This window comes from Klebsiella sp. HN106, from assembly GCF_051209435.1.
GTDB classification, from domain to species: domain Bacteria; phylum Pseudomonadota; class Gammaproteobacteria; order Enterobacterales; family Enterobacteriaceae; genus Klebsiella; species Klebsiella oxytoca.
In genome coordinates this window covers 141,919-165,748 of sequence record NZ_JBLURD010000008.1, presented here as the reverse complement: position 1 = coordinate 165,748, position 23,830 = coordinate 141,919, and the positions used below count along the sequence as shown (strand labels likewise).

The window sequence follows — 23,830 nt, the reverse complement described above, 5'->3', positions numbered from 1 at the left end:
CGGTTAAACAGGGCTGCTGATTATATCCGATCGCGGGGAGTCAGTTGTGATATGGCGTGATGTTTTTGGCCACAACGAAGGAGGTTGATTAAATCGCTCAGGAGCTAATTGTGACTGAGATCACAGTATTCTCGTTAAAATGAAGACAATAAGAGCGATTCTCATAACTTCATGAATTTAAATGAGATAACATGTTTTTCATGGCGTGAATAACATTTAGTTGCGCTCGCCTTTTTTCAGCATGCGGTATCTGGATGAATAATCTATAGACCTGTTTTCAGGTTATCTGGCTTACGGATTTTTTCTATAAGTACATTCTGACGGCGATTCATTTATCAGGGGTGAAGGATGAAACGCGTAAAACTGGATATGAATGTTTTTGACGCTGCTCTGATGCGCCTGGATTGGGTATTTGATACCTTCGAGCAGGTCTGTTTATCTTTTTCCGGCGGTAAAGATTCAACGGTATTATTTCATCTGGCGGCAGCCGTTGCGCGTAAAAAAGGGAAAAAATTTGCGGTGCTGTTCGTGGACTGGGAGGCGCAGTATTTATTAACCATCCAGCACGTGCAAAATATGAAAGAGCGCTATCAGGATGTGGTGAGCCGCTTCTATTGGGTGGCGCTGCCGATGACGACGGTGAGCGGCGTATCGCAGCATGAGCCGGAATGGGTCGCCTGGCGGGACGGGGTTGAATGGGTCAGGCAGCCGCCCGAGGATGCCATCACCGATGCCGGTTTTTTTCCTTTTTATCAGCCGGAAATGACCTTTGAAGCGTTTATTCCGGCCTTTTCCCACTGGCTGGCCGCGGGGAGAAGTCTTGCTTCGCTTATCGGCATCCGCACCGACGAGTCGCTGCATCGCTACATGGCGCTTACCTCGCAGACCAAACTGCGCTTTGAGGAAGATAAGCCGTGGACGACCGCCTCGCCGGAGGGATTCAGCTATACCTGCTATCCCCTTTATGACTGGCGGACCCGCGACATCTGGATCTTTAATCATAAGTCACGACTCCCCTACAACCCGCTTTATGACCTGATGCATCGCGCCGGGGTGCCGCTAAAAAATATGCGCGTCTGCGAACCCTTCGGCCCCGAGCAGCGGCGCGGGCTGTGGCTGTATCACATTCTTGAGCCGGAGACCTGGGAGCGGATGTGCCGACGCGTATGCGGCGCGCACAGCGGTGCGATTTATGCCAACGCCAGCGGCGACTACTTTGCGCTGAAGACCAAAATCCGCAAACCGGCGCATTTTAGCTGGCGCGAGTATGCGCTCTTTCTGCTCGACAGCATGCCGGAAAAAACCGCCGAGCATTACCGTAATAAAATCGCTATTTATCTGCACTGGTACCAGACCCGCGGGTTTCCCGACGATATCCCCGATGAGCAGGAAAAAGATCTCGGCTATCGCGATATCCCTTCATGGCGCCGCATCTGTAAGACGCTGCTGAAAAACGATTTCTGGTGCCGGATGCTGTCGTTCAGCCCGACGCAGCCTAAGCACTATGAGCGCTACTGTCGACTGATGAGTAACAAACGTAAAGAGTGGAGGACGCTCTGATGTCACCGGATGTGGCTAAGACAGTGATTGAATATCTCGAGTCGTTTGACGATGTTGACCTGAAAATCAAAGCGATTAACGAGCTGAAGAGCCTGATCCACCAGCACAGCCCGTTCTGCCGCGAGCCGGTGGACTGCGTGCTGTGGGTTGAAGCTAAAACGGTTGAGGCGAATGACTACAATCCTAACGTGATGGCGACGGTGGAAAAAAAGCTTCTGGAACGATCTATCGAACTGGATGGTTTTACCCAACCGGTAGTGGTGGCTCGCCAGCAGCGACGGCACCTGGTGGTGGATGGTTTTCATCGCCACCTGATTGGGAAGAGCCGCCCGGAGCTGAGCCGGCGTCTGCATGGTTATCTTCCGGTGACGCTTATCAATGCCGAGCGCGAGGGGCAGAAAGAGCGTATCGCCGCCACTATTCGCCATAATCGCGCCAGGGGTAAACATCAGATCGCGGCGATGTCCGATATCGTCCGCGATTTACATCGTCAGGGCTGGGACGATCGGCGCATCGGCGAAGAGCTCGGTATGGATGCTGATGAGGTGCTGCGTCTGAAACAGATCAGCGGCCTGACGGAGCTGTTCGCCGACGAGAGCTTCAGCGAAGCCTGGACCGTGGAGTAGCGCCTTTCGCTACTCCTGCTGTGCCAGCATGGCTTCGGGACGCTGGCGTATCCGGCTTAACAGCCCCGCCAGACAGCACGCGGCCGCGATCCCTGCCGTTACCCCCAGCAGATGGAACGGCAGCCTGCCGCCGTTAAACCACAGCCAGCGCGCCGCTTCGATAGAAAGTGCGCTGACGCTGAGGATCACGATATTCAGCGACGCAGAAACGGTGCCCTTTGGCAGATCGTTGGAAAACAGGGTAAAGCGGAACAGCGTCGGGAAGATCAGGCCAATGCCGAAAGCGTAAAAGCAGGTGCCGATCACCGACCACAGCCAGACGTGCGGCCACAGCAGGTTGCCGAGGATCAGGATCGCCAGCCCGGTCATCTGGATGGGCACCGCGCGCCAGATAAAGCGTGGGCGGGTGGGGTCTTTGACCCAGCGCGCTACCGACAGGTTGGCAATAATCACTGCGCTGAAGACCGGTACCTGGGTCCAGGCAAACTCGGCGGTGGTCAGTCCGCCGTCGTCAATCAGGATAACCGGCGAGACCGCAACCCAGCTCATCAGCGGAATATAGCTGAGCGAGAGCGTGGCGGCGCCGAACAGGAAAATGCGGTTGCGGAAGACATCGCGAAAATCGCGCAGTACGCCGCTGGCGCTGAAGGGAACGTCGCCGCGGCGGACGGTTTCCGGCATGTTCAGCAGCAGACCCAGCCAGGCAATAAACCCCATCGCCGCAATGATCCCGAACAGCACCTTCCAGTGCACGAAATGCATCAACGCGGCGCCGGAAAGCGGACCAATGATCGGCGCGATCAGCACGATCGAGGTAATAATCGCCATCAGCTTAATGGCTTTTGTCTGGCCGAATGCCTCCTGCACGGTGACGTAGCCGACCGTGGCGATAAAGCAGATGCTGGTGCCCTGAACAAAGCGCGCCGCGAGGAACTGCTCCATTGAGGTGGTGAACAGGGTCGCTACGCAGGCCAGGGTAAAGATCAGCGCGCCGGTGAGCAGCACCGGACGGCGGCCGATACGATCGGAGAGCGGCCCGAGCAGCCACTGTAGCGCCATGCCACCGGCCATATACAGACTGACCGAGGCGGGAGCCAGCGCCACGTCGGCGTCAAAATCGCGCACAACGTGGATAATCCCCGGTTGAATAAGGTCGGTGGTCAGATAGGCGGCAAAGTCATACAGGATCAGCGCCGCCGGAAAGAACAGCGTGGCGGAATGGCGGGCGAAAAAACGGGTCATCCATTGCAACATCGGTGGGCTCCTTGTTGAGTCTCTACGCAACGACGATCGGAAAGGGGCGAATCTATCCTGAGCTTGCGTGTTAAAACAGCGGTACGCGCTTAGCCGGTGCCCGCTGTTTCAGCACTTCACACTGCAATAAATTTAGGATCAACTTAAAAATCCCTGCTTTTTTAGTGGTTAATATATATTTATGGAAGAAATACTTTTAAAACAAAAAGTTGAATTAAATATGTAAATGCAGCAGCGACGGAATTTGTGAAAACAGCCACAGCAGCAGACCGATGGTGCCGCCAACCAGCGTGCCGTTAATACGGATAAACTGCAGATCCTTCCCGATATTCAGTTCGATTTGCCGCGACATATCGCGGGAATCCCAGCTTTTGACCGTATCGCTGATATGGCGCGTCAGGAAAGTGGCAAACTCCGGTGCCACCCGGTGCGCCGCCTGCTCGAGATGTTCGTTCAGCGATTCGCGCAGCGCCTCATCGTGGAGCAGCGTTTCGCCAAACCACTGCCCGGCTTCGGCAATGCGCTGTTTAATGCGTGAATCCTCGCTATTGACGTCGTTTTTGACCCAACCGCGCAGGTCGGCCCACACTTCGCCCAGATAGCGGTTAAACGTCTCATCATTTTTCAGATACGCTTTGATACTGTCCGCTTTTTCCGCCATCTGCGGATCGGACTTCAGGTTATCGATCAGCTTGAGCGCCGCGCGATCGAAGGCCTGGCGGATCTGATGAGCGCGATCCTGACTGACTTCGTCGAGCAGCGTGTTAACCGCATCGGTAACCATTTCAGCGCTGTGCTCGCCCAGCCATTCGGTAGGCAGTAGCCTGGCTTTAAGCGGATGCTCGGTCTCCAGCCAGTGCACGATACCGCGGGCAATAAACGCCCGCGAGCTGTCGCGCTGGAGCAGGGCGATCAGCTGGCTAATCAGCGAATCCAGCAGTTTCTGATGGCGGTTATCGCGCGTCAATCCTTCCAGCATCATGGCGCTGGTTTGGGTTAAATCGACCTTATCAATCGCTTTATGCACCGCACGACGCAGCAGGCGCTGAATGCGCGCGTCGTCGGTAAGCTCGAGAAAGCCGCTCATCACCTGCAGCAGATGCTGACCGACCCGACGCGCGTTTTCCGGCTGGCTGAACCAGTTGCCGAGCATCAGCGCCGGTTCGTAGCGGCGGATCAGCGCGACCAGCGAGGGCGTATCGAGAAATTTTTCCTGCACGAAATAGCCGAGATTGTCGGCAATTCGGTCTTTATTACGCGGGATAATTGCCGTATGTCGCGACACGAACGGCAGCGGAATGCGGCGAAACAGCGCAACCACCGCGAACCAGTCCGCCAGCGCGCCCACCATCGCCGCTTCGGAAATAGCCTTTAGCGCACCGACCCATGGCGTCGGCGGCAGCACGAGGGTAGTGATAAAAATGGCGACTGCAATCAGCAGCAGCGAGAGCGCCAGCAGCTTGGCGCGTTTCAGTTCCGCGAGTTTTTCCATAGGTCTAAGCATATAGCCTGACGGCTAATGCGTAAAATCTTCGCTATTTGACTTCCTGGGCATGCGGATTCTTTTTTCACGACGATAGCGATGATGAGGGTTAATTTAATTTTCGTAGCTTAAATTCTATTTTTAAATATTTGAAGTTAAATGCATTCACAATATATATGTTATATAAGGTTTTTCTTAAATTAATTATTAATAAGTGACCATTATCACATTATGGTTAAGGATAAATAAGGCATTGTTTATTTCAAGGAGAACGGTAATCACTTTCTCTTACTACTAATCTTTTATAAAAGGAGTTGAGCATGATTGGTATATTTAAATATGCAGCAAAAAAAGACATGGTATTAGGTATTAGCGATCAGCAAACCGGGGCTCGGGCCGTTATATTACCGATGTCCTCACCGCTAAATAAAATTCTGTGGACGGTTGATGACAGGACCGGCGAGATCGCTCTGGCCGCCAGCGAGGAGCTGCTGCTGGGTATCCACGGGGATCAAATGGGTTCAGGCGCAGCGATTGAACTCCAGGCGCGGGGGAGTAAAGCGACACAGCGGTGGGATTTAGTCAGCTCACGTCGCTTTATTAAAAGCAAACAAAACCCGAGCTTTGTTATTGACAGCGTCAACCGCGGCACGCACCAGGGGAATCCGATTATACTTTACGAATTTAATGGTTCGGAAGCGCAGCAGTGGGTATTTGTGCTGATGGATATGTTAACGGCAAATAGCCCGGAATAAATATTGCTTAAAAGAGAAATAGAATCGAGCCTCGCTTATTCTGGTACAGAGAATAACGAGGCTATGTCCTTATTGTGGCGTCGACAATATTAATTAAAAATAAATTGCCAGACAATCCAGCCGCCAAAAGCCATCAGTATGGCGCCGGCCGTGCGCTCGACTCGCCAGACGACGGCGGAAAGGCGGCGCTGCACCGACGGTAGCGCAATCAGCGTAACCAGCAACAGATCCCATATCAACACCACGCTGGTCATCCATGCCCCGCTGACGGCCTGCTGCACCAGCGTGACGTTCGGTCCCAACAGGGAGGTCATCAGCGCGAGGTAGAACAGGGCGTTTTTCGGATTGAGCAGCGAAGAACCCAGCCCGAGAAAAAGCTGTTTCACCAGCGACGGGCGCGAAGCCGAGGCGCCATCCAGCGCCAGCGTGGTCGGACGGCTTCTTAGCAGCAGGCTGCCAATCCACAGTAAATACGCCGCGCCCAGCAGCTCAATCACCGTAAACAGTAGCGGCGCGTGGCGCAGGATCCCCCAGCCGATTACCGCCAGAATAATATACAGACCGTTTCCGGCGGCAATGCCGATACACAGGCCGACGCTGCCGCGCAGGCGATAGCGGATGGCGTAGCCCACCAGCAGAAAAAAATCCGGCCCGGGGCTTAGCAGGGCGACAAAATGAGAAAGCGCCAGCGCGGGGAAGGCGGAAGGAAAGAGCGTAGCGAGTATGTCCATAGCAACCTCAGTAGTAACCTGAGGTCACCCTACGCCAGCGTGAACGCTAATTATTGTCTGTTATTGATCGGGACTGCGCATACTGGCGCGGCGTGGCGGCGGTATAGCTGACAAAGGTTTTATGAAAGTGACTCTGATCGGCAAACCCGGCCTGGTAGCCCACATCGGCAATATTATCCCCTGCGCGCAGGCGCGTTTTAGCGAATTCAATACGCGCGATATTGATAAAACTGGCGGGCGTCAGGCCGGTCTCCTGCTTGAAGGTGCGGATCAGCGTCTCTTTACGTAGAGCAAACTCGTCGGCGAGGCTATCCAGCGTCGGCGGAGCCTGCAGATCGGTTGCCAGGCGGGTGAAAAGACGGGCGCTGGTCTCGCTTAGCGCCTGAGGCGCATGCGGGCGCAGCGGTAGAGTATGAACCAGACGAGCGACGCTTGCAGGGAGCTGCATGGTCTGCTGCTGCCTCATCTGCTCCACGATCTGCAGATACTGCGCAAAGAGCCCGGCATCGCGAATGACGGGCGATGATGTGATCAACCTTGCCTGATGCACACCGTCTGTCAGCTGTTGCCAGCACCAGCTTAGCTCGAGATAGAGCATATGGTAGCTGCGCGGCTGGCCGTCGCGCGGATTACAGCTGTGGGGTGCCTGCGCGGGGATAATAATCAGGTCGCCAGGGCGCAGCAGATACTCCTGCCCGCTGCAGATACAGCGCGTTTCCCCCTCGATAATCGCCCCAATGGAGAGCTGCGGATGACGATGCCGTTTATAGGCCTGGCGGCTAAGCCATGTGCTGCGCAGCTCCAGCCAGGGAAGCTGTTCGTCACGCCAGAAAGTTTGCTGAATGTCGCGCGTATGGCTCACGGCTGGCTCCTGAGCTGAAGGGAATAGCTGTTTATAACATGCCATCAGCCGGTGGGAAAACTGCGAGTCGCGTTGGACAAAAATGTTTTGCTTGCAGCCGAAGAAAAATAGCTTTCGTCGCGGCTCGTAAAGACCAACAGCAGGGCGTGTGGTAAGAAACAGGGCGCAGTAGAGTGGCGGCAGGATTTCTTACGCAGGCGGATAGCCATGGAAAAGGGTACTACGTCCACGCCGCACGATGCGGTATTCAAACAGTTTCTACGTCATGCTGACACCGCGCGGGACTTCCTTGATATCCATCTGCCGCCAGCGCTACGAAAAATGTGCGACCTGGATACGTTAACGCTTGCGTCCGGTAGCTTTATTGAAGAGAACCTGCGGGCATACTACTCCGATGTTCTGTGGGCGCTGAAAACTGCCGCGGGAGAAGGCTATATCTATGTGGTCATCGAACATCAAAGCTCCCCGGATGCGTTTATGGCCTTCAGACTCATGCGTTATGCTATTGCCGCGATGCAGCGCCATCTGGATAACGGGCATAAAACGCTGCCGCTGGTGATCCCGATACTGTTTTATCATGGCGTCGCCACGCCATACCCCTGGTCGTTATCCTGGCTCGACATGTTCGCCGACCCAGCCCTGGCAAAACAGCTTTATACCGGACCATTTCCGCTGGTGGATATTACCGTCGTACCTGATGACGAAATTGTGCAGCATCGAAGAGTCGCCCTGCTGGAGCTGATGCAAAAACATATTCGTCAGCGCGATCTGCTGGGTATTGTGGAGCATCTGACGGCCATTTTGCTTAATGGATACGCTAATGACAGGCAGCTGAAAACGCTGTTTAATTATCTGATTCACTCGGGCAAAGCGCTTCGGTTAGGTAAGTTCATCCGCGAAGTGGCCCAGCGGGTACCGCAGCACAAGGAGAAGCTAATGACTATCGCCGAAAGGTTACGTGAAGTAGGGCGCAGGCAGGGGAAGCGGGAAGGCCTTGAGAAAGGTCGTCTGGAGGGGGTTGAAGAGGGGCAGCGCGCCGAAGCGCTGCGTATCGCCCAAACGATGCTCGCCGAAGGTATGGCGTTGGAGACGGTGCTAAGAATTACCGGTTTGCCGGAGGCGGCGCTTGCGGTCAGGCATCATTAGGCCCCTGATGCGCCGGGGGGCAGCTGGAGCCGTTTAGCCCTCCAGGCGTTCACCATTTCATTCCTGGAAAATTCCGTATCTACCTGATCCGGAGCGCATCCTCAGCTATCTCGACTACCCTTAATAACCTGTGCGGTATTTATGACTGCGTTAACAGCGATAACAAGGAGACATGCGATATGGCTTATCAGACGGTGAATCCTGCCAATAATCAGCTTATCAAAGCGTATCCGGCACACAGCGATGCTGACGTGGAAGCGGCGCTGCAAAAGGCGGATGCGCTTTATCATTCGCAGTGGGCCAAGGGAAATATTGACCAACGGCTACCGATCCTGCACAAGCTGGCGGACCTGATCGACAGCCGGGTTGAAGAGCTGGCCAAAATCGCCAGCCAGGAGATGGGTAAGCTTATCGAGCAAAGCCGCGGTGAGGTCAAACTGTGCGCGCAAATTGCCCGCTACTACGCCGATAACGCAAAACAGTTTCTGGCGCCGGTAAAATATCCGTCAGAACTGGGTGAAGCCTGGGTCGAACACCATCCCATCGGCGTACTGATGGCGGTAGAGCCGTGGAACTTCCCTTATTATCAGCTGATGCGCGTGCTGGCGCCGAACCTGGCGGCAGGGAACCCGGTGATCGCCAAACATGCCAGCATCGTCCCGCACTGTGCGGAAACCTTCGCTCAGCTGGTTCGTGAGGCCGGCGCGCCAGAGGGCGCATGGACTAATCTGTTCATTTCTCAGGATCAGGTAGCGAAGATCATCGCCGACGATCGCGTACAGGGTGCGGCCCTGACCGGCTCGGAAAAAGCCGGTGGCGTGGTAGCGGCGCAGGCGGCTAAACACATTAAGAAAGCGACGCTTGAACTAGGCGGCAACGATGTATTTGTCGTTCTCGACGATGCCGATCTGGAGAAAGCGGTGAAGACCGGCGTGCAGGCGCGGCTCAATAATGCCGGGCAGGTGTGCACCGCGGCGAAACGTTTTATCCTGCATGAAAAAATTGCCGACGCTTTCCTCAGCCAGTTTACGCAAGCCTTCCGCGAGGTGAAAATTGGCGATCCGCTGGACGAAAGTACCACGCTGGGCCCGCTCTCCTCAAAAGACGCGCTGGAAACGTTGACCAAACAGGTGGACGAGGCGGTGAAAAATGGCGCGAAACTGCATCTGGGCGGCAAACCTGCGCATCGAGAAGGCAGCTTTTTCGAGCCCACCATACTGACCGGCATTACCCGCGATAATCCGGCTTATTTTGAAGAGTTCTTCGGTCCGGTCGCGCAAATCTACGTGGTGAAAGATGACGATGAGGCGGTGAAGCTGGCCAACGATTCGCATTACGGCCTCGGCGGAGCCGTGTTCAGCCAGGATATCGACAGGGCGAAACGCATGGCTTCGCGGATTGAAACCGGGATGGTCTATATCAACTGGTTAACCGATACCGCGCCGGAGCTGCCGTTTGGCGGCGTTAAGCGCTCCGGGTTCGGCCGCGAGCTGTCCGATCTTGGGATTAAAGAGTTTGTGAATCAGAAGCTGGTGGTGGTTCGCCGCTAAGCAACCGAGCGCGCAGATGCTCTGACTCCCCCACCGGACTAATGGCCCTCCCGGAAGACATCGATTGGCGAGGGTTTCTTCCTCAGAAAGAGGGAGGGGAAGGGTAATTTTGCGCCTCCTTCGCTCATCCTGACCCTCTCCCCCAAGGGGAGAGGGAACCGTCCATGCGGCTATTTGCGCAAGCTGGCAAACGCCGCGCGAATTTCTTTTTCCGGTAGATTGATGCCGATAAAGACAAGGGTACTGTGCGGCCGCTCATCGCCCCATGGTCGGTCCCAGTCGGCGCTGTAGAGGCGCTGAACGCCCTGAAACAGCAGGCGATTCGGTTCGCCGTCGATCCACAGCATCCCTTTATAGCGCATCAGCTGTTCGGCAAAAGTGAGCAGCAGATTTTCCATCACCCTGGAGACTTCGCTGATATCTACCGGATAATCCAGTTCCACTACGATTGACGATACGTCGTTCTGCTTGTCGGCCATAAAGTGGAAGCGCGGTTTGCTGCTAACCACGTTCTCCTCCAGCATAAAACCGCTGGTGTTAAACAGCAGATTCAGGTCGATATCGCCGTGGATGACGCGGTAAATGGGCGCGCGGACGTTGATGCGCGTCAGCCGCTCGCGGAGCTTGTCGCTGTCGCCCGCCACGTCGGTTTTGGTGAGCAGGATACGATCGGCGTACCCCACCTGCGACTGGGCAATGGTGAACTGGTTCATCTGCTGGTCAGCATGTGCCGCATCAACCAGCGCAATCACCCCATCCAGCAGGTAACGTTCGCACAGTACATCATGAGAGAAGAAGGTCTGAATAATCGGGCCGGGATCGGCCATGCCGGTACACTCAATGACCAGTCGGTCAAAATCAATTTCTCCGCGATCGCGGCTGTCGAGAAGATCGAGCAGAGCGTCTTCCAGTTCGTTGGAGCGGGTACAGCAGATACAGCCGTTGGTCAGGGTTTTAATCTGCGTCGCGCGGTCGCCGATAAGCTGGTCATCGACGGCGACTTCGCCAAATTCGTTTTCGATAACGGCAATTTTAAAGCCGTGCCGTTCGTTCAGGATATGGCGCAGTAGAGTGGTTTTACCGGCGCCAAGAAAACCGGTTAATAGGGTAACTGCAATCGGTGCCATATTTGCCTCCATTAGCAGCAGCGCACGCCGCCTTTGCCGTCGCCGCCGTAGCGGGCCTGCTGGCGTTCGCGAAAGAATTCATCATAGGTCATGTACGGCTGGTCCGGATGATTGGTCTGCATATGCTCGACGTAATTATCGTAATCCGGAATGCCAATCAGCATTTTCGCTGCCTGACCGAGATATTTTTTTGCCTGACCTAAGTTACCAAACATTATGCTTTCCAGAGAACGAATAAAGCCGGATGGCGGCTAGCGCCTTATCCGGCCTACAAACATTCGCTTGTGTAGGCCGGGTAAGCGTAGCGCCATCCGGCATTAGGGGTTAGTGATGTGAAGAGGTCTTCACGCCGCCTTCCGGTACCGGTACGTACGGTGTCTCTTTGTCGGTACGCACTTTATTGTTGCGTACGTTGAGCCAGGTTTTGATGCCGTAGAAAATGATGCTGTAGACCACGACAAGGAACAGAATGCTCAGACCGGCGTTGGTGTAGTTATTCACCACGATATGGTTCATATTGGCAATCTGCTGTGCGGTCAGTTCTCCGCCGGAAGCGATCTTCTCTTTGTACTGCTGAGCCATGAAGAAGAAGCCTTCCATCTGCGGGTTGGTGCTAAACAGTTTCAGACCCAACGCCCAGGTGGTGCACAGCAGCAGCCATGCAGCCGGGATCACGGTGACCCAGATATATTTGGTGCGCTGCATTTTGACCAGCACCACGGTACCGAGCACCAGCGCCACGGCGGCCAGCATCTGGTTAGAGATGCCGAACAGCGGCCACAGGCTCTTCACGCCGCCCAGCGGGTCGACCACGCCCTGATACAGCAGGTAGCCCCACAGACCAACGCAGCCCGCAGTACCGATAATGCCTGCTACCAGCGAGTCGGTTTTCTTGAGGAACGGTACAAAGTTGCCCAGCAGGTCCTGCAGCATAAAGCGGCCTGCGCGGGTACCGGCATCCAGTGCGGTGAGGATAAACAGCGCTTCAAACAGAATACCGAAGTGGTACCAGAAGCCCATATCCGCCATCGGGATGATTTTGTGGAACACGTGAGCGATACCCACGGCCAGCGTCGGCGCGCCGCCTGCGCGGTTCAGGACCGACGGTTCGCCGATATCTTTCGCGGTTTGCAGGATTTGTTCAGGAGAGATCACGAAGCCCCAGGAGCTGACGGTCGCTGCCGCGTGAGCGGTGACATCCCTCAGCTGGGCGGCAATCAGCGCGGCGTTTTCACCGCCCATTTCGTGCAGGTTCGGCATGGTGATGCCCAGACCCGCCGGCGGAGTGTTCATCGCGAAGTAGAGACCCGGTTCGATAATTGATGCCGCCACCAGCGCCATCACCGCCACGAAGGACTCCATCAGCATCGCGCCGTAGCCGATAAAACGGGCGTCGGTTTCGTTAGCCAGCAGCTTCGGCGTGGTGCCGGAAGCGATCAGGGCGTGGAAGCCGGAGACCGCGCCGCAGGCAATAGTGATAAACAGGAACGGGAACAGCGCGCCTTTCCACAGCGGACCGGTACCATCAATGTACTGGGTCACCGCCGGCATTTTCAGGTCCGGGTTAAGGATCACGATACCCAGCGCCAGGCCAACGATTACGCCGATTTTCAGGAAGGTCGCCAGGTAGTCGCGCGGCGCCAGAATCAACCATACCGGCAGCAGAGCCGAGATAAACGCGTAGCCAATCAGGGTAAAGGTAATAGTGGTGTCTTTAAAGGTCAGCGCCGGGCCCCAGTAAGGGTCGTGGGCAATCACGCCGCCGAAGTAAATAGACGCCACCAGCAGAACGATGCCGATAACCGACACTTCGCCTACCCGACCCGGGCGCAGGAAGCGCATGTAGATCCCCATAAACAGAGCAATTGGCACGGTCGAGCAGACGGTGAACACGCCCCATGGGCTTTCCGCCAGCGCTTTAACCACGATTAACGCCAGCACCGCGAGGATGATGATCATTATCAGGAAGCAGCCGAACAGCGCGATGGAGCCCGGTACTGGACCCATCTCCTGCTTGATCATCTCACCCAGCGAGGCGCCGTTACGACGCGAGGAGATAAACAGCACCATAAAGTCCTGTACCGCTCCTGCCAGCACGACGCCCGCCAGCAGCCACAGGGTACCCGGCAGGTAGCCCATCTGCGCGGCGAGCACCGGGCCCACCAGCGGACCGGCGCCGGCAATCGCGGCAAAGTGGTGGCCAAACAGCACGTAGCGGTTGGTCGGAACGTAGTTCAGGCCATCGTTGTTAATTACCGCCGGCGTCGAACGCGTAGGATCGAGCTTCATCACCTTTTGCGCAATGTACAGGCTGTAATAACGGTAGGCAACGAGGTAGACGGAAACCGACGCCACCACGATCCACAGCGCACTGACGTGCTCACCGCGGCGCAGAGCGACGACCGAGAGGCAAAATGCCCCGATGATTCCAAGAATCACCCAGGGTATGTGCTTGAATAACTTTTTAGTATCCATAGTAAAACCTGGCGTTAATGAGATGAATAATGGGCCGAAGCCGTTTAGTTTTGAGTCAGGGTTGGTGGAGGTATTGATTAGCTATGCTGGAGACGATCTTGCCAGAACTTCGCGCGCGTAAAGTTGGGTAAATCTGTGAGTGGTTATATTCGGGATTAAGCGGTCACTTGCCGGGGTAAGCGGTTGGGAGGGAAGTTAACAGGGGATAATTATGTGATTGAGATCACAGGGAGTTGTGGTGTGGCACGAGTCATACCAGCGGCAGATTATATCAATTCAAATTCATTATTCTCATTTCATAATGACTTCACATTTTACCTTTATTGCTGAAATATATTCAGCAGTCCGATAAAAATAGCCCCTCATTGATGAATTCGTCGTTAAGCTATTATTACGATGATTGTCTTATGAATATGAGTTGATATTTATGCACGTTTGAATGTATTTAATCGCCATTAAAGAGTGTTTGTCATCGACATGGATAGCCCTGGCTTAAAAAATAATGAATAAACGGAGTTTAATTCATAAGGCTTTTATTATCTCTGCGCTGCCAGTGTGGGGGTACGCCGCGCCTGCGGATACCGTACGTGAGCAGCAGTTCATCAACCAGCAGCAGCGCCAGCAAGCCCTGGAAAGTCAGCTCGCGCCGCCGTCACCGGATATTCATTTATCCGCGGAAGGAGTAAATATCGATGATGGGCTATTTCCCGTTGAACAACCTTGCTTTGCTATTTCTCAGGTTATTTTGCAGGGCGCCGAAGCCTTACCGCATTGGCTTCCGCTCCAGCGCCAGACAAATAAAGTGAATGGGCGTTGTCTGGGAGGAAAGGGAATAAATCTACTGATGGCCCAATTGCAGAATATATTAATCGACCGCGGTTATATCACCAGCCGGATCCTTGCTCCGCAGCAGGACTTAAAAAGCGGTGTTTTACGCCTGGTGGTGATGCCGGGTTATATCCGTGAAGCCAGGCTTACGGCGCAGAGCGATGATTATCTGTGGCTGGCGAGCGCATTTCCGGCGACTGACGGGAAACTGTTGGATTTGCGCGATATTGAACAGGGGCTGGAAAATCTGCAGCGCCTGCCGACGGTTCAGGCCAGCATGGAAATTGTTCCGGGCGAGACGCCGGGGCAAAGCGATATTGTCATTAACCGCCAACAGGAGCGCTTCTGGCGCATCGACGCCTCGCTCGATGATTCCGGCTCTAATGCCACCGGCCGTTACCAGGGGAACCTGACGCTGTCACTGGATAACCCACTATCCTTAAGCGATCTTTTTTACCTTTCCGGTTCACATAACCTCGATGGCAACGGCGGTAAATCCTCAAAGAACCTGACCGGCCACTATTCGGTCCCGCTGGGCTACTGGCAGTTCGTATTAACCGCCAGCCAGTACGATTACGTGCAAACCGTGGCGGGGGCTAACGGCGATTACCAGTACAGCGGTAAAAGCAAGAACGTTGATTTCCAGCTTAGCCGCGTACTGCACCGTAGCGGTAGTCAGAAGACCACTCTTAGCGCCGATGTGTTAGCCCGCGAGCAGCGTAACTTCATTAACGACACCGAGATTGCCGTCCAGCGGCGGCAAACGGCGGCCTGGAAGCTTGGTCTGCAGCATCGCCATTACCTTGGCAACGCCACTCTCGATAGCGGAGTGAGCTACCAGCGCGGTACCCGCTGGTTCGGCGCTCAACCTTCGCCAGAAGAGCAGTGGGGGGAAGCAACCGCCCTCAGCAAGATCCTGCAATTTAATGCTCAGCTCAATTTGCCTTTTGCCTTGGGCGGGCAACGTTTTCGCTTTACCAGTCGCTATCAGCGGCAGATGAGCAGCACGCCGCTGACTTCGCCGGATATGTTTTCCATCGGCAGCCGCTGGACGGTTCGCGGCTTTGACGGCGAGCGCACCCTGACCGCCAGCCACGGCTGGTACGTCCGTAACGATATCGCCTGGTCGACCCCGTTGCCGGGGCAGGAGTTTTATCTGGGAGCAGATTACGGCGAAGTCGGCGGCGCTGGCAGTGAAACGCTGGTGGGCAAACACCTCGCCGGAGGCGTGGCAGGGCTGCACGGCCAGTACCTACGCGCCAGCTACGACCTGTTCGCCGGTATCCCTTTAGACAAACCCGATGATTTTAAAACCGAGCCAGCAACTTTTGGTTTCAGCGTCAGCTGGAGCTACTGACTTTTACTCACGCGCCGTCCGGCGGCGCGTGCTGCGCACAGGGATGATTTTCCGCGCCGCGGTGAACAACGGATGACGAGTAACGGCAATGAATAAACGCTTTTATCGAATCGTATTTAATAAGGCTCGCGGGATGCTGATAGTGGTGGCGGAAACGACCCGCTCTCATCGGGCGGGCGTGTCGCCGCAATCTGGCGCCGACGCGCGAACCGGGTCGACGCTGACGTCCATCCTGGCGCCGCTGGCCTTTGGGTTTCTGCTCGCGTTTTCCTGTCTCACCCCGGCTAAGGCAGCGATTGTCGCCGATAACCATGCGCCCGGCGGCCAGCAACCGCAGATCGCCAATAGCGCCAATGGCACTCCGCAGGTCAATATTCAGACACCGAGTGGCGCAGGCGTTTCGCGCAACGTTTACAGCCAGTTTGACGTCGATGGGCGCGGCGTGGTGCTGAATAACAGCCACGCCAGCACTTCAACCCAACTGGCCGGGATGGTCGCCGGTAACCCGAATCTGGCGAAAGGGGAAGCCAGAGTGATCCTCAACGAGGTGAATACCCGTGATCCGAGCCGGCTGAATGGCTATATCGAGGTTGCCGGGCAGAAAGCGCAGGTGGTGATAGCTAACCCTGGCGGAATTAGCTGCGACGGCTGCGGGTTTATCAATGCCAACCGCGCGACGCTGACGACAGGTCAGGTGCAGTACAGCAACGGGCAGATTAGCGGTTACGATGTCAATCGCGGCGAAATTATCGTACAGGGAGGCGGGCTTGATGCGAGCTCGGTAGACAGCACCGACCTGCTCGCCCGCGCGGTGAAAATCAACGCCGGGGTTTGGGCGCAGGAGCTAAAGGTTACTGCAGGGCGTAATCAGATCGATGCGGCGCACAGTCTGACGACGGCGAAATCATCCGACGGCAGTGCGGCGCCAGCGGTGGCGATAGACGTCAGCGCGCTGGGTGGGATGTACGCCCATAAAATTCGTCTTGTCGGTACCGAGCGAGGCGTAGGCGTTCACAATGCCGGCAATATCGGCGCGGCGGCGGGGGACGTAGCAATCAGCGCTGATGGCGCGCTCAGCAACAGCAGCGTGATTCAGTCCGCACAGAATCTGCAACTGTCCGTTAAGGGCGATCTTCACAATCAGGGCCAGTTGTACGCCGGAAAAGATAGCCTGGTGACGGCCAGCGCGACGCTAACCAATGACGGCATTATCGCCGCGCAAGGTGATACGCGGATTGCCGCCAGCACTTTGCGTAGCGCGCAAAATAGCACGCTCGCAGCCGGATTAAATAGCGATGGTTCTTCCGCCAGCAGCGGCGCGCTGACGCTGAATAGCCAGACTTCGCTGGCGTTGAATGGCCGCAATATGGCGGCAGGGACGCTGACGGCGCAGGGCAGGGCAGTGGATCTTGATAACAGTCGAACCTCGGGGGCGCGGATTGTGGTCAGCGCCGCGTCCGGCGATATCACAACCCGAGATGCGGTGGTGGCGGCCAGCGAAAAACTCCAGTTGGCCGCCAGCGGCAAACTCAAAAACCACAGTGGCCTGTTGACGGCCAGCCAGCTTGAGCTGAAAGCAATGGCGCTGGATAACCAGCAGGGCGTAATCCAGCAGACGGGCGAGGACGATCTACGCCTTGATTTTTGCGCGGGATTGGATAACCACGGCGGTGAGATCGCCAGCAACAGCCATGCATTGACGCTCAGCACCAGCCAGTTGCTCAATCAAAACGGAACGCTGTTGCATACCGGCAGCGGCGGCATGTCGATTACCAGCGATGGCGTGCTGGACAACGGCGAAGGCACTATTGCCGCTAACGGCAATATCGTTTTGTACTCTGATAACATTAATAATCGCAGCGGTAAGATCAGCACGACGCAAGGCAATGCTCAGCTCACTACGCGTCATGAGCTGGAAAATTCACAAGGGAATATCGTTGCTGGCGGTAGCCTTTCTCTACAAGTAGCAAGCCTTCGGAACCAGCATGGGCAATTGATTGCGGCGCAGGGCGACCTGGCCATGAGCTCTGAAGGAGGGCTGGATAACCGCGAAGGCGTTCTTGCCGCAAATGGCAATATCAAGCTTGACGCCGACAATCTGATCAACCATGGCGGAAAAATCAGCGCGGCGCAGGGCGACGTTCAGCTCACTGCGCGCCATGGGGTGGATAACTCGCAGGGGAATATCATCGCCAGCGGCGACATCCGGCTACGGGCTCAAAATCTAAACAATCGTCACGGGCAGGTTGGCTCGGCGCAGCGGGGCAGCGTCAACCTGACGACGAGCGGTTTGCTGGATAATCAGCAGGGCACAATTACCGCCGTTGATGCCCTGCGTATTCAGAGCGCCGCTGTTGATAACCGTCAGGGAGAACTGCAGTCCGGCGGTAACCTGAACATCACCATCCACAATCGGGGGCTGGATAACCGGCAGGGGCAGATCGTCTCCGCCGCCGCTCTGGATATAGCAGGCGTCAACCTGGTGCTGGCTAATACGGGCGGGACGCTACTTGCCGCGAGCAAACTTATTCTCGATGCCGATTCCCTCAGCGGCGATGGCGAGGTGCTCTCTCAGGGCGATATGTCACTAACGTTGCGTCAGGCGTTTCATCACGCCGGGAGGATCATCGCCAACGGCAACCTGCAGTGGAATCTCTCCGGTTTGGGACTGATTAATCAGGGTGTTATCAGCGTTGGCCAGGTGCTCAATCTCTATGTGGCGAAGCTGGATAACCGTCAGGAAGGTGAAATCAGCTCTGGCGAGAACCATTTTACGGTCAACGGCGAGTTGGTCAATCGGGGACTGATTGACGGTGGTTTAACCCATATTGTCGCCACGACGTTAACCAATATCGGTAGCGGGCGCCTGTACGGCGACGCCGTCGCGCTGCAGGTGGCAACGCTGACTAACGCCGCGGAGAACGGCGTGGCGGCGACGATTGCTGCACGAGCATTGCTGGCAATGGGCGTCGGCACGCTCAATAACCAGGATCACGCGCTGATCTACAGCGACGGTACGCTTACCATTGGCGGCCAACTTGCCGAAGACGGTTCGCTCAGCGGCCGGGCGGGAGTCTTTAATAACCACAGCGCAACGCTTGAGTCCGCCGGTGATATGGCGATCGATATCCAACAAATCAATAACTACAACGACCATCTGGTGACGAAAGATGTGATGGTCGAGCAGTCATGGCGCCATGAAGCGGCGCTGAAAGGATCGGTACAGCGCTTCGACTGGTCGCTGGTCGATACCAGCTATAAAAACAAATACGGCGTTCACGACGCCATTATGCCGGACGGTAGCCGTGGCGATGAGTTCTATGAATATCAGTACCAGCGTACCGTTGTGGAAACGCAGGTGGTGGAAAGCGATCCCGGCAAAATCCTCTCCGGCGGCCGGCTCATCATCAACAGCGATAAGCTGAATAACTACGACAGCCAGATTATCGCCGGGGGAGCGCTCGGTGGCGTGATTAGCGAACTAAACAACGTCGCCACGACCGGTAAACGGGTGACCACCGACGTCGGTACCCAGACTCGTTGGTATGAGAAAAAGACCAGCCGCCCGTTTGGCGGCACCAAAACCAGCCAGGGGAAAAAAAGTAGCGAATATGAACCGACGCCCACGGTTCAGACTATCGATCTGCAAACCATAAAGTGGCAGGGCAATACCCAAATTGATGGCCATAGCAGTGTGATTACCCCGCGCGATCGCGCCGATGAGCCAGGTGAACTACCTGCCGGACGACTGGTGGAAGTGACGCCGGTTAACGCTGACGGAACGGTTATTCGCCTCGTCACGCCGGATACCCGTCTTCCTGTCAGCAGTCTGTATCAGATCGATCCACAGGCTAAAGCAGGCTATCTGGTGGAAACCGAACCGCGTTTTACCAACGGTAAAGCGTGGCTCGCCAGCGACTACATGCAAAATCAGCTGGGCGTTGATCAGGCGATGAAGCGGCTTGGCGACGGCTATTACGAACAGCGGCTGGTGCGTGAGCAGATCGTTAAACTGAGCGGCGAGCGCTACCTCCAGGGCTACAGTAACGATGAAGAGCAGTACCGGGCGCTGATGGACGCGGGCGTCGCCTTCGCCAAACAGTACAACCTGACGGTCGGGGTGGCGCTGACGCCAGCGCAGATGGCGCTGCTGACCAGCGATATGGTCTGGCTGGTCGCCAGAGAGGTCACGCTAGCGGATGGCTCTGTGCGGCATGTGCTGGTGCCGCAGGTTTATGCGCGGGTTAAAGCGGGCGATCTTGATGGCAGCGGCGCGTTGCTCGGCGGTGAAAACGTGGCGCTCAGTGTGAGCCGTGATGTGACCAACAGCGGGCACATCCACAGCCGCGGCGTGACGCAACTAACCGCGGAAAACATTCATAACAGCGGCTATATCGGCGGCAACCAGCTCACGCTAAACGCGCGTACTGATATCAACAATATTGGCGGAACGCTGCAGGGCGGCGATAGCCTGATCGCGCAAGCCGGGCGTGATCTCAACAGCGCCAGCACCCTCGGCGGCGGCCCAGGTAACATCAGCCTCGATCGGCCTGCGGGGATTTATGTCCAGAATGAAAACGGCCAGCTGGGGCTGCAGGCGTTACATAACATTAATCTGACGGCAAGCATGGTGAGTAACAGCGCGGCGGGCAGCCAGACGAAGATTATCGCCGGCAACGATCTCAACCTGCGGACGCTCGCCACTACCCACAGCGAAAGCGGAAATTGGGGGAAAGGCAACGATCGTTCTTTGACCCAGCGTGGCGATATCGGCACGCAAATTAATGGCGGCGCGGTTGCGCTGTCCGCCGTCCACGATATTCATGCCCGCGCCGCCAGCGTGACGGCAACCAGCAGCCTGACGGTTGCCGCCGGCAATGACATTAACCTCAGCAGCGGCGAGTCCTCATGGCATCTGACGGAAAACAACCATCAAAGCAGCAGCGGCCTGCTGGCTCACCGCTCGCTCACCACTCACGATGAAGTGTGGGCGCAGAACGCCATCGGCAGCAATTTTAGCGGTGACAGTATTGTGATGCAGGCCGGGCGCGACCTGCTGGTGTCCGGCAGCAGTGTTGCCGGCACCCAGGACGTCAACCTTGTGGCGGGGCGTAACCTGACCATCGCCACCGCCGAGGAGAGTCGCCAGGAAAACCATCTACGTAAAGAGAAACATAGCGGCTTTTCCGGCACTGGCGGTGTTGGCTTCAGCGTCGGCAGTTCGTCGCTGAAAGCCACCGACGTGACGACAACGCTGAGTAGCGCCGCCAGTACCGTCGGAAGCTCACAGGGCAACCTTAGCCTGAGCGCCGGTAATGTGTTGACGGTTCAGGGATCTGACATGGTGGCCGGCAACAATATGGCGTTGACCGGTAAAACCGTGAATATTCTGGCAGCGGAAAACCAGAGCACCCAGACCCATACCGTGGAACAGAAAACCAGCGGCCTGACGCTGGCGTTATCCGGGATGGTGGGCAGCGCCATTAATACCGCGGTTTCCAGCGCTAAACAGGCCAGCACCGAGAGCAATGGCCGTCTCGCCGCGCTGAGCGGGCTGCAGTCGGCATTATCGGGCGTACAGGCGTATCAGGCATCGCAGATGCAGACTGCGGATTCCAGTCCGGAGAGCATGATAGGGGTCAACCTTTCCTGGGGTAGCCAGTCATCGAAATCCACTCAGCGACAAACGCAGAACACCAGCCGCGGCAGTAGCCTGATGGCCGGCACCAATCTCAGCATTATCGCCACTGAGGCGGATATCAACGTTGAGGGCAGCCAGCTGCAAGCCGGCGGCAGCGCGTTACTCAATGCCGCGCGCGATGTGAATTTATTCTCTGCGGAGAACGTCAGCACCCTGAGCGGTAAAAACGAGAGCCATGGGAGTTCGTTTGGCGTCGGTATTAACTTCGGTCAGGGCGCGAACGGGTTGACGGTCAGCGCCAGCGCCAATGCCGCGAAGGGCCACGAGAAGGGCAACAGCCTGATGCATAACGAAACGACCCTCAGCGCCGGGGAACGGGTGACTATCGTCAGCGGTCGCGATACGACGCTGACCGGGGCGCAGGTGAGCGGCCATCAGGTGACAATGGACGTCGGGCGTAACCTGACGCTGAGTAGCGAACAGGACAGCGATAACTACGATTCGAAGCAGCGTAGCGGCAGCGTGGGGGCGAGCGGCAGCATGGGCGGCGGTTCGGGCTCTCTCAACCTGAGCCAGAGCAAAATGCACAGCACCTGGGCATCGGTGGAGGCGCAAACGGGGATTTTTGCCGGCGAGGGCGGTTTTGATGTGAAGGTGGGCGGGCATACGCAACTGAATGGCAGCGTGCTGGCGAGCACGGCGGCGGAGCTGAACCGCTTGGATACCGGGACGCTGGGTTTCCGGGATATTAAAAACTCTGCCGAGTACAGCGTGGAGCAGCAGAGCGTGGGGACGAGCACGAGCGGTAGCGTGGCGGGGCAGTTCCTGGGGAATGCGGCCAGCGGTCTGCTGATGGGGGCGAACGGCAGCGGCAGCGACAGTTCGCTGACGCGGGCGGCGGTGAGCGAGGGCAGTATCGTTATCCGCGACGGCACGAGTCAGCAGCAAGACGTGACGAGGTTAAGCCGGGATGCAGCGCATGCGAACCAAACGTTGAGTCCGATATTTGATAAGGAGAAAGAGCAGAACCGGCTGGCGGTGGCGCAGAAGATAGGTGAAACAGGTCGCCAGGTGAGTGATGTGCTCGTGACGCAGGGCAAGCTGAACGCGCAGGCGGCGCAGAGCGACCCGGCTGCGCGGGCAGCGGCACGGGAGATGCTGGTAGCGGGAGGGAATGCCCATCCGAGCGAGGAACAAATCAGCGCGCAGGTGAGCCGGACGGCGACGGCGGACTACGATACGGGCGGAAAGTACCAGAAGGTGGCGCAGGCGGTAACGGCGGCGATGCAGGGTCTGGCGGGCGGCAACCTGGCGCAGGCGGCGAGCGGCGCAGTGAGTCCGTATGTGGCGGAAATCATTCACAGCCAGACGACGGACAGCGCGACAGGCAAGGTGAATGTGGAAGCCAATGCGATGGCGCACGCGGTGTGGGGAGCGATAGCGGCGGCATCGGGAAATAACAGCGCGCTGGCGGGGGCGGCAGGCGCGGTGAGCGGCGAACTGCTGGGGCGCTGGATAGCGGCAGAATATTATCCGGATGTTAAGACAGAAGAGCTGTCGGATGAGCAGAAGTCGACGATAAGCGCGCTGAGTACGCTGGCGGCGGGACTGATGGGGGGGCTTAGCGGAGGCAGCATCGGGGATGCGGTCGCGGGGGCGCAGGCCGGGAAGAACGCGGTTGAGAATAACTCGCTGAGCGGTGATAAGGCCCGAGAAGCGGCGAAACAGGCTGCTGAATCCCTGAAAAATCAGGTCAGGGAAAAGCTGGGTGAAGGCACCACTTCTGCCATCGCGAACGCCATTATCAATGGCCTTGCTGATACCGGCGATGCGGCATTAGGTTCTGTTGACTATGCTGCTGATGCGGCCATGGTGCTGGCTTCCTGTGCTGTGGGTGACAGTTACTGCAGTAAAGCGATGAGCGACCTGGCCGGGAAGAATCAGGCGCTGGCGGATACTGTTACCACGCTGATGCAGGGTGAAACCTGGTCTGCGGTTGCGGATACGGTTAAACAGGCGGCTGGCGGGAATCAAGCTGCACTGGAAGCAACGGGCGGGCTGCTGGCAGGCATTATGTTGCCAGGGAGGAAAGTACCAAGTCCAGCGACTCGAATTGAAACAATATTAAAATCTGAAAAAAACTGGGAAAATGCTCGAAATAAGGCGCTAAATATTGTGGGTAATTTGGGTGCTGACTCTAAGCCTGTAATTGGGCGACTAGAAGTGAGTGCTGGGAATGGAAAAATAATTGGACGGCAATCTAATGATGGTAAGGTTGGTTGGCGTGTTGATTATGATCCTGAAAAGGGAACGCACATCAACGTATGGGATTACTCTCAAGGGAAAGGGCCGGGCAAAGCAGTCAAGCAGGTTATACCATTTGAAGGTAATGAAAAAGCGTTTGAAACCATATTGAAACAGTTGAATAGGTAGAA

Annotated in this window: 14 protein-coding genes; 7 read left to right on the top strand and 7 right to left on the bottom strand. The window is 56.4% G+C overall.

The annotated features are described in order from the left end of the window. Positions 1-348 precede the first annotated feature (348 nt). Entirely contained in the window at positions 349-1,560 is a 1,212-nt protein-coding gene (locus tag ACSIPU_RS19305; protein WP_032728853.1) for a phosphoadenosine phosphosulfate reductase, read from the top strand. Beyond that, the gene (locus ACSIPU_RS19300) at positions 1,560-2,186 is read left to right on the top strand and encodes an IbrB-like domain-containing protein (protein WP_004108598.1); all 627 of its coding nucleotides are present in this window, start codon (positions 1,560-1,562) and stop codon (positions 2,184-2,186) included. Before ACSIPU_RS19305 ends, ACSIPU_RS19300 begins: the two co-directional genes overlap by 1 nt. Before the next feature lie 9 nt (positions 2,187-2,195). On the opposite strand, the gene mdtM is transcribed toward ACSIPU_RS19300, so the two are convergent. Then, on the bottom strand, positions 2,196-3,440 hold the full coding sequence (mdtM, locus tag ACSIPU_RS19295) for a multidrug efflux MFS transporter MdtM (protein WP_004108596.1): 1,245 nt from the start codon (positions 3,438-3,440) through the stop codon (positions 2,196-2,198). A 214-nt stretch (positions 3,441-3,654) separates the two neighbouring features. After that, positions 3,655-4,944, bottom strand: a complete 1,290-nt coding sequence (locus ACSIPU_RS19290) for a DUF445 domain-containing protein (RefSeq protein WP_004108595.1) — start codon at positions 4,942-4,944, stop codon at positions 3,655-3,657. A 299-nt stretch (positions 4,945-5,243) separates the two neighbouring features. On the opposite strand from ACSIPU_RS19290, the gene ACSIPU_RS19285 reads away from it, so the two are divergent. Next, positions 5,244-5,678: an RICIN domain-containing protein gene (locus ACSIPU_RS19285; RefSeq protein ID WP_196558143.1), complete on the top strand. Its 435-nt coding sequence runs from the start codon at positions 5,244-5,246 to the stop codon at positions 5,676-5,678. A gap of 89 nt (positions 5,679-5,767) precedes the next feature. Here the strand turns inward: ACSIPU_RS19285 and ACSIPU_RS19280 are convergent, their stop codons facing one another. Beyond that, the gene (locus ACSIPU_RS19280) at positions 5,768-6,409 is read right to left on the bottom strand and encodes a LysE family translocator (protein WP_049095818.1); all 642 of its coding nucleotides are present in this window, start codon (positions 6,407-6,409) and stop codon (positions 5,768-5,770) included. 46 nt (positions 6,410-6,455) lie between these two features. Next, positions 6,456-7,271 carry an AraC family transcriptional regulator gene (locus tag ACSIPU_RS19275; RefSeq protein WP_004108585.1) on the bottom strand — a complete coding sequence of 272 codons (816 nt, stop codon included), beginning with the start codon at positions 7,269-7,271 and terminating at the stop codon, positions 6,456-6,458. Positions 7,272-7,478: 207 nt separating this feature from the next. Here ACSIPU_RS19275 and ACSIPU_RS19270 point away from each other — a divergent pair, with 207 nt between their 5' ends. Continuing rightward, a complete protein-coding gene (locus ACSIPU_RS19270) occupies positions 7,479-8,417 on the top strand; it encodes an Rpn family recombination-promoting nuclease/putative transposase (RefSeq protein ID WP_004108583.1) in 939 nt (312 codons plus the stop codon). A gap of 179 nt (positions 8,418-8,596) precedes the next feature. After that, the gene (locus tag ACSIPU_RS19265) at positions 8,597-9,967 is read left to right on the top strand and encodes an NAD-dependent succinate-semialdehyde dehydrogenase (RefSeq protein ID WP_196558144.1); all 1,371 of its coding nucleotides are present in this window, start codon (positions 8,597-8,599) and stop codon (positions 9,965-9,967) included. 170 nt (positions 9,968-10,137) lie between these two features. Here the strand turns inward: ACSIPU_RS19265 and yjiA are convergent, their stop codons facing one another. The 3 genes from yjiA to btsT all read right to left on the bottom strand — a co-directional run bounded on the left by yjiA (position 10,138) and on the right by btsT (position 13,569). Continuing rightward, positions 10,138-11,094, bottom strand: coding sequence for a GTPase (gene yjiA, locus ACSIPU_RS19260; protein WP_004108579.1), 957 nt, complete (start codon positions 11,092-11,094; stop codon positions 10,138-10,140). An 11-nt stretch (positions 11,095-11,105) separates the two neighbouring features. Continuing rightward, a complete protein-coding gene (locus ACSIPU_RS19255) occupies positions 11,106-11,309 on the bottom strand; it encodes a YbdD/YjiX family protein (RefSeq protein WP_004108577.1) in 204 nt (67 codons plus the stop codon). Between the two features lie 109 nt (positions 11,310-11,418). Further along, positions 11,419-13,569, bottom strand: coding sequence for a pyruvate/proton symporter BtsT (btsT, locus tag ACSIPU_RS19250; protein WP_004108575.1), 2,151 nt, complete (start codon positions 13,567-13,569; stop codon positions 11,419-11,421). Between the two features lie 502 nt (positions 13,570-14,071). Here btsT and ACSIPU_RS19245 point away from each other — a divergent pair. Next, positions 14,072-15,754: a ShlB/FhaC/HecB family hemolysin secretion/activation protein gene (locus tag ACSIPU_RS19245; RefSeq protein WP_194308200.1), complete on the top strand. Its 1,683-nt coding sequence runs from the start codon at positions 14,072-14,074 to the stop codon at positions 15,752-15,754. 88 nt (positions 15,755-15,842) lie between these two features. Continuing rightward, positions 15,843-23,828, top strand: a complete 7,986-nt coding sequence (locus ACSIPU_RS19240) for a two-partner secretion domain-containing protein (protein WP_196551483.1) — start codon at positions 15,843-15,845, stop codon at positions 23,826-23,828. Positions 23,829-23,830: the final 2 nt, after the last annotated feature.

Bases quoted from the DNA above. Each gene is read 5' to 3' on its own strand.
- ACSIPU_RS19290 (WP_004108595.1), bottom strand. From the start codon at position 4,944: ATGCTTAGACCTATGGAAAAACTCGCGGAACTGAAACGCGCCAAGCTG.
- btsT (WP_004108575.1), bottom strand. From the start codon at position 13,569: ATGGATACTAAAAAGTTATTCAAGCACATACCCTGGGTGATTCTTGGA.
- ACSIPU_RS19265 (WP_196558144.1), top strand. From the start codon at position 8,597: ATGGCTTATCAGACGGTGAATCCTGCCAATAATCAGCTTATCAAAGCG.
- mdtM (WP_004108596.1), bottom strand. From the start codon at position 3,440: ATGTTGCAATGGATGACCCGTTTTTTCGCCCGCCATTCCGCCACGCTG.
- ACSIPU_RS19270 (WP_004108583.1), top strand. From the start codon at position 7,479: ATGGAAAAGGGTACTACGTCCACGCCGCACGATGCGGTATTCAAACAG.
- ACSIPU_RS19300 (WP_004108598.1), top strand. From the start codon at position 1,560: ATGTCACCGGATGTGGCTAAGACAGTGATTGAATATCTCGAGTCGTTT.
- ACSIPU_RS19245 (WP_194308200.1), top strand. From the start codon at position 14,072: ATGAATAAACGGAGTTTAATTCATAAGGCTTTTATTATCTCTGCGCTG.
- yjiA (WP_004108579.1), bottom strand. From the start codon at position 11,094: ATGGCACCGATTGCAGTTACCCTATTAACCGGTTTTCTTGGCGCCGGT.
- ACSIPU_RS19280 (WP_049095818.1), bottom strand. From the start codon at position 6,409: ATGGACATACTCGCTACGCTCTTTCCTTCCGCCTTCCCCGCGCTGGCG.
- ACSIPU_RS19285 (WP_196558143.1), top strand. From the start codon at position 5,244: ATGATTGGTATATTTAAATATGCAGCAAAAAAAGACATGGTATTAGGT.
- ACSIPU_RS19255 (WP_004108577.1), bottom strand. From the start codon at position 11,309: ATGTTTGGTAACTTAGGTCAGGCAAAAAAATATCTCGGTCAGGCAGCG.
- ACSIPU_RS19305 (WP_032728853.1), top strand. From the start codon at position 349: ATGAAACGCGTAAAACTGGATATGAATGTTTTTGACGCTGCTCTGATG.
- ACSIPU_RS19240 (WP_196551483.1), top strand. From the start codon at position 15,843: ATGAATAAACGCTTTTATCGAATCGTATTTAATAAGGCTCGCGGGATG.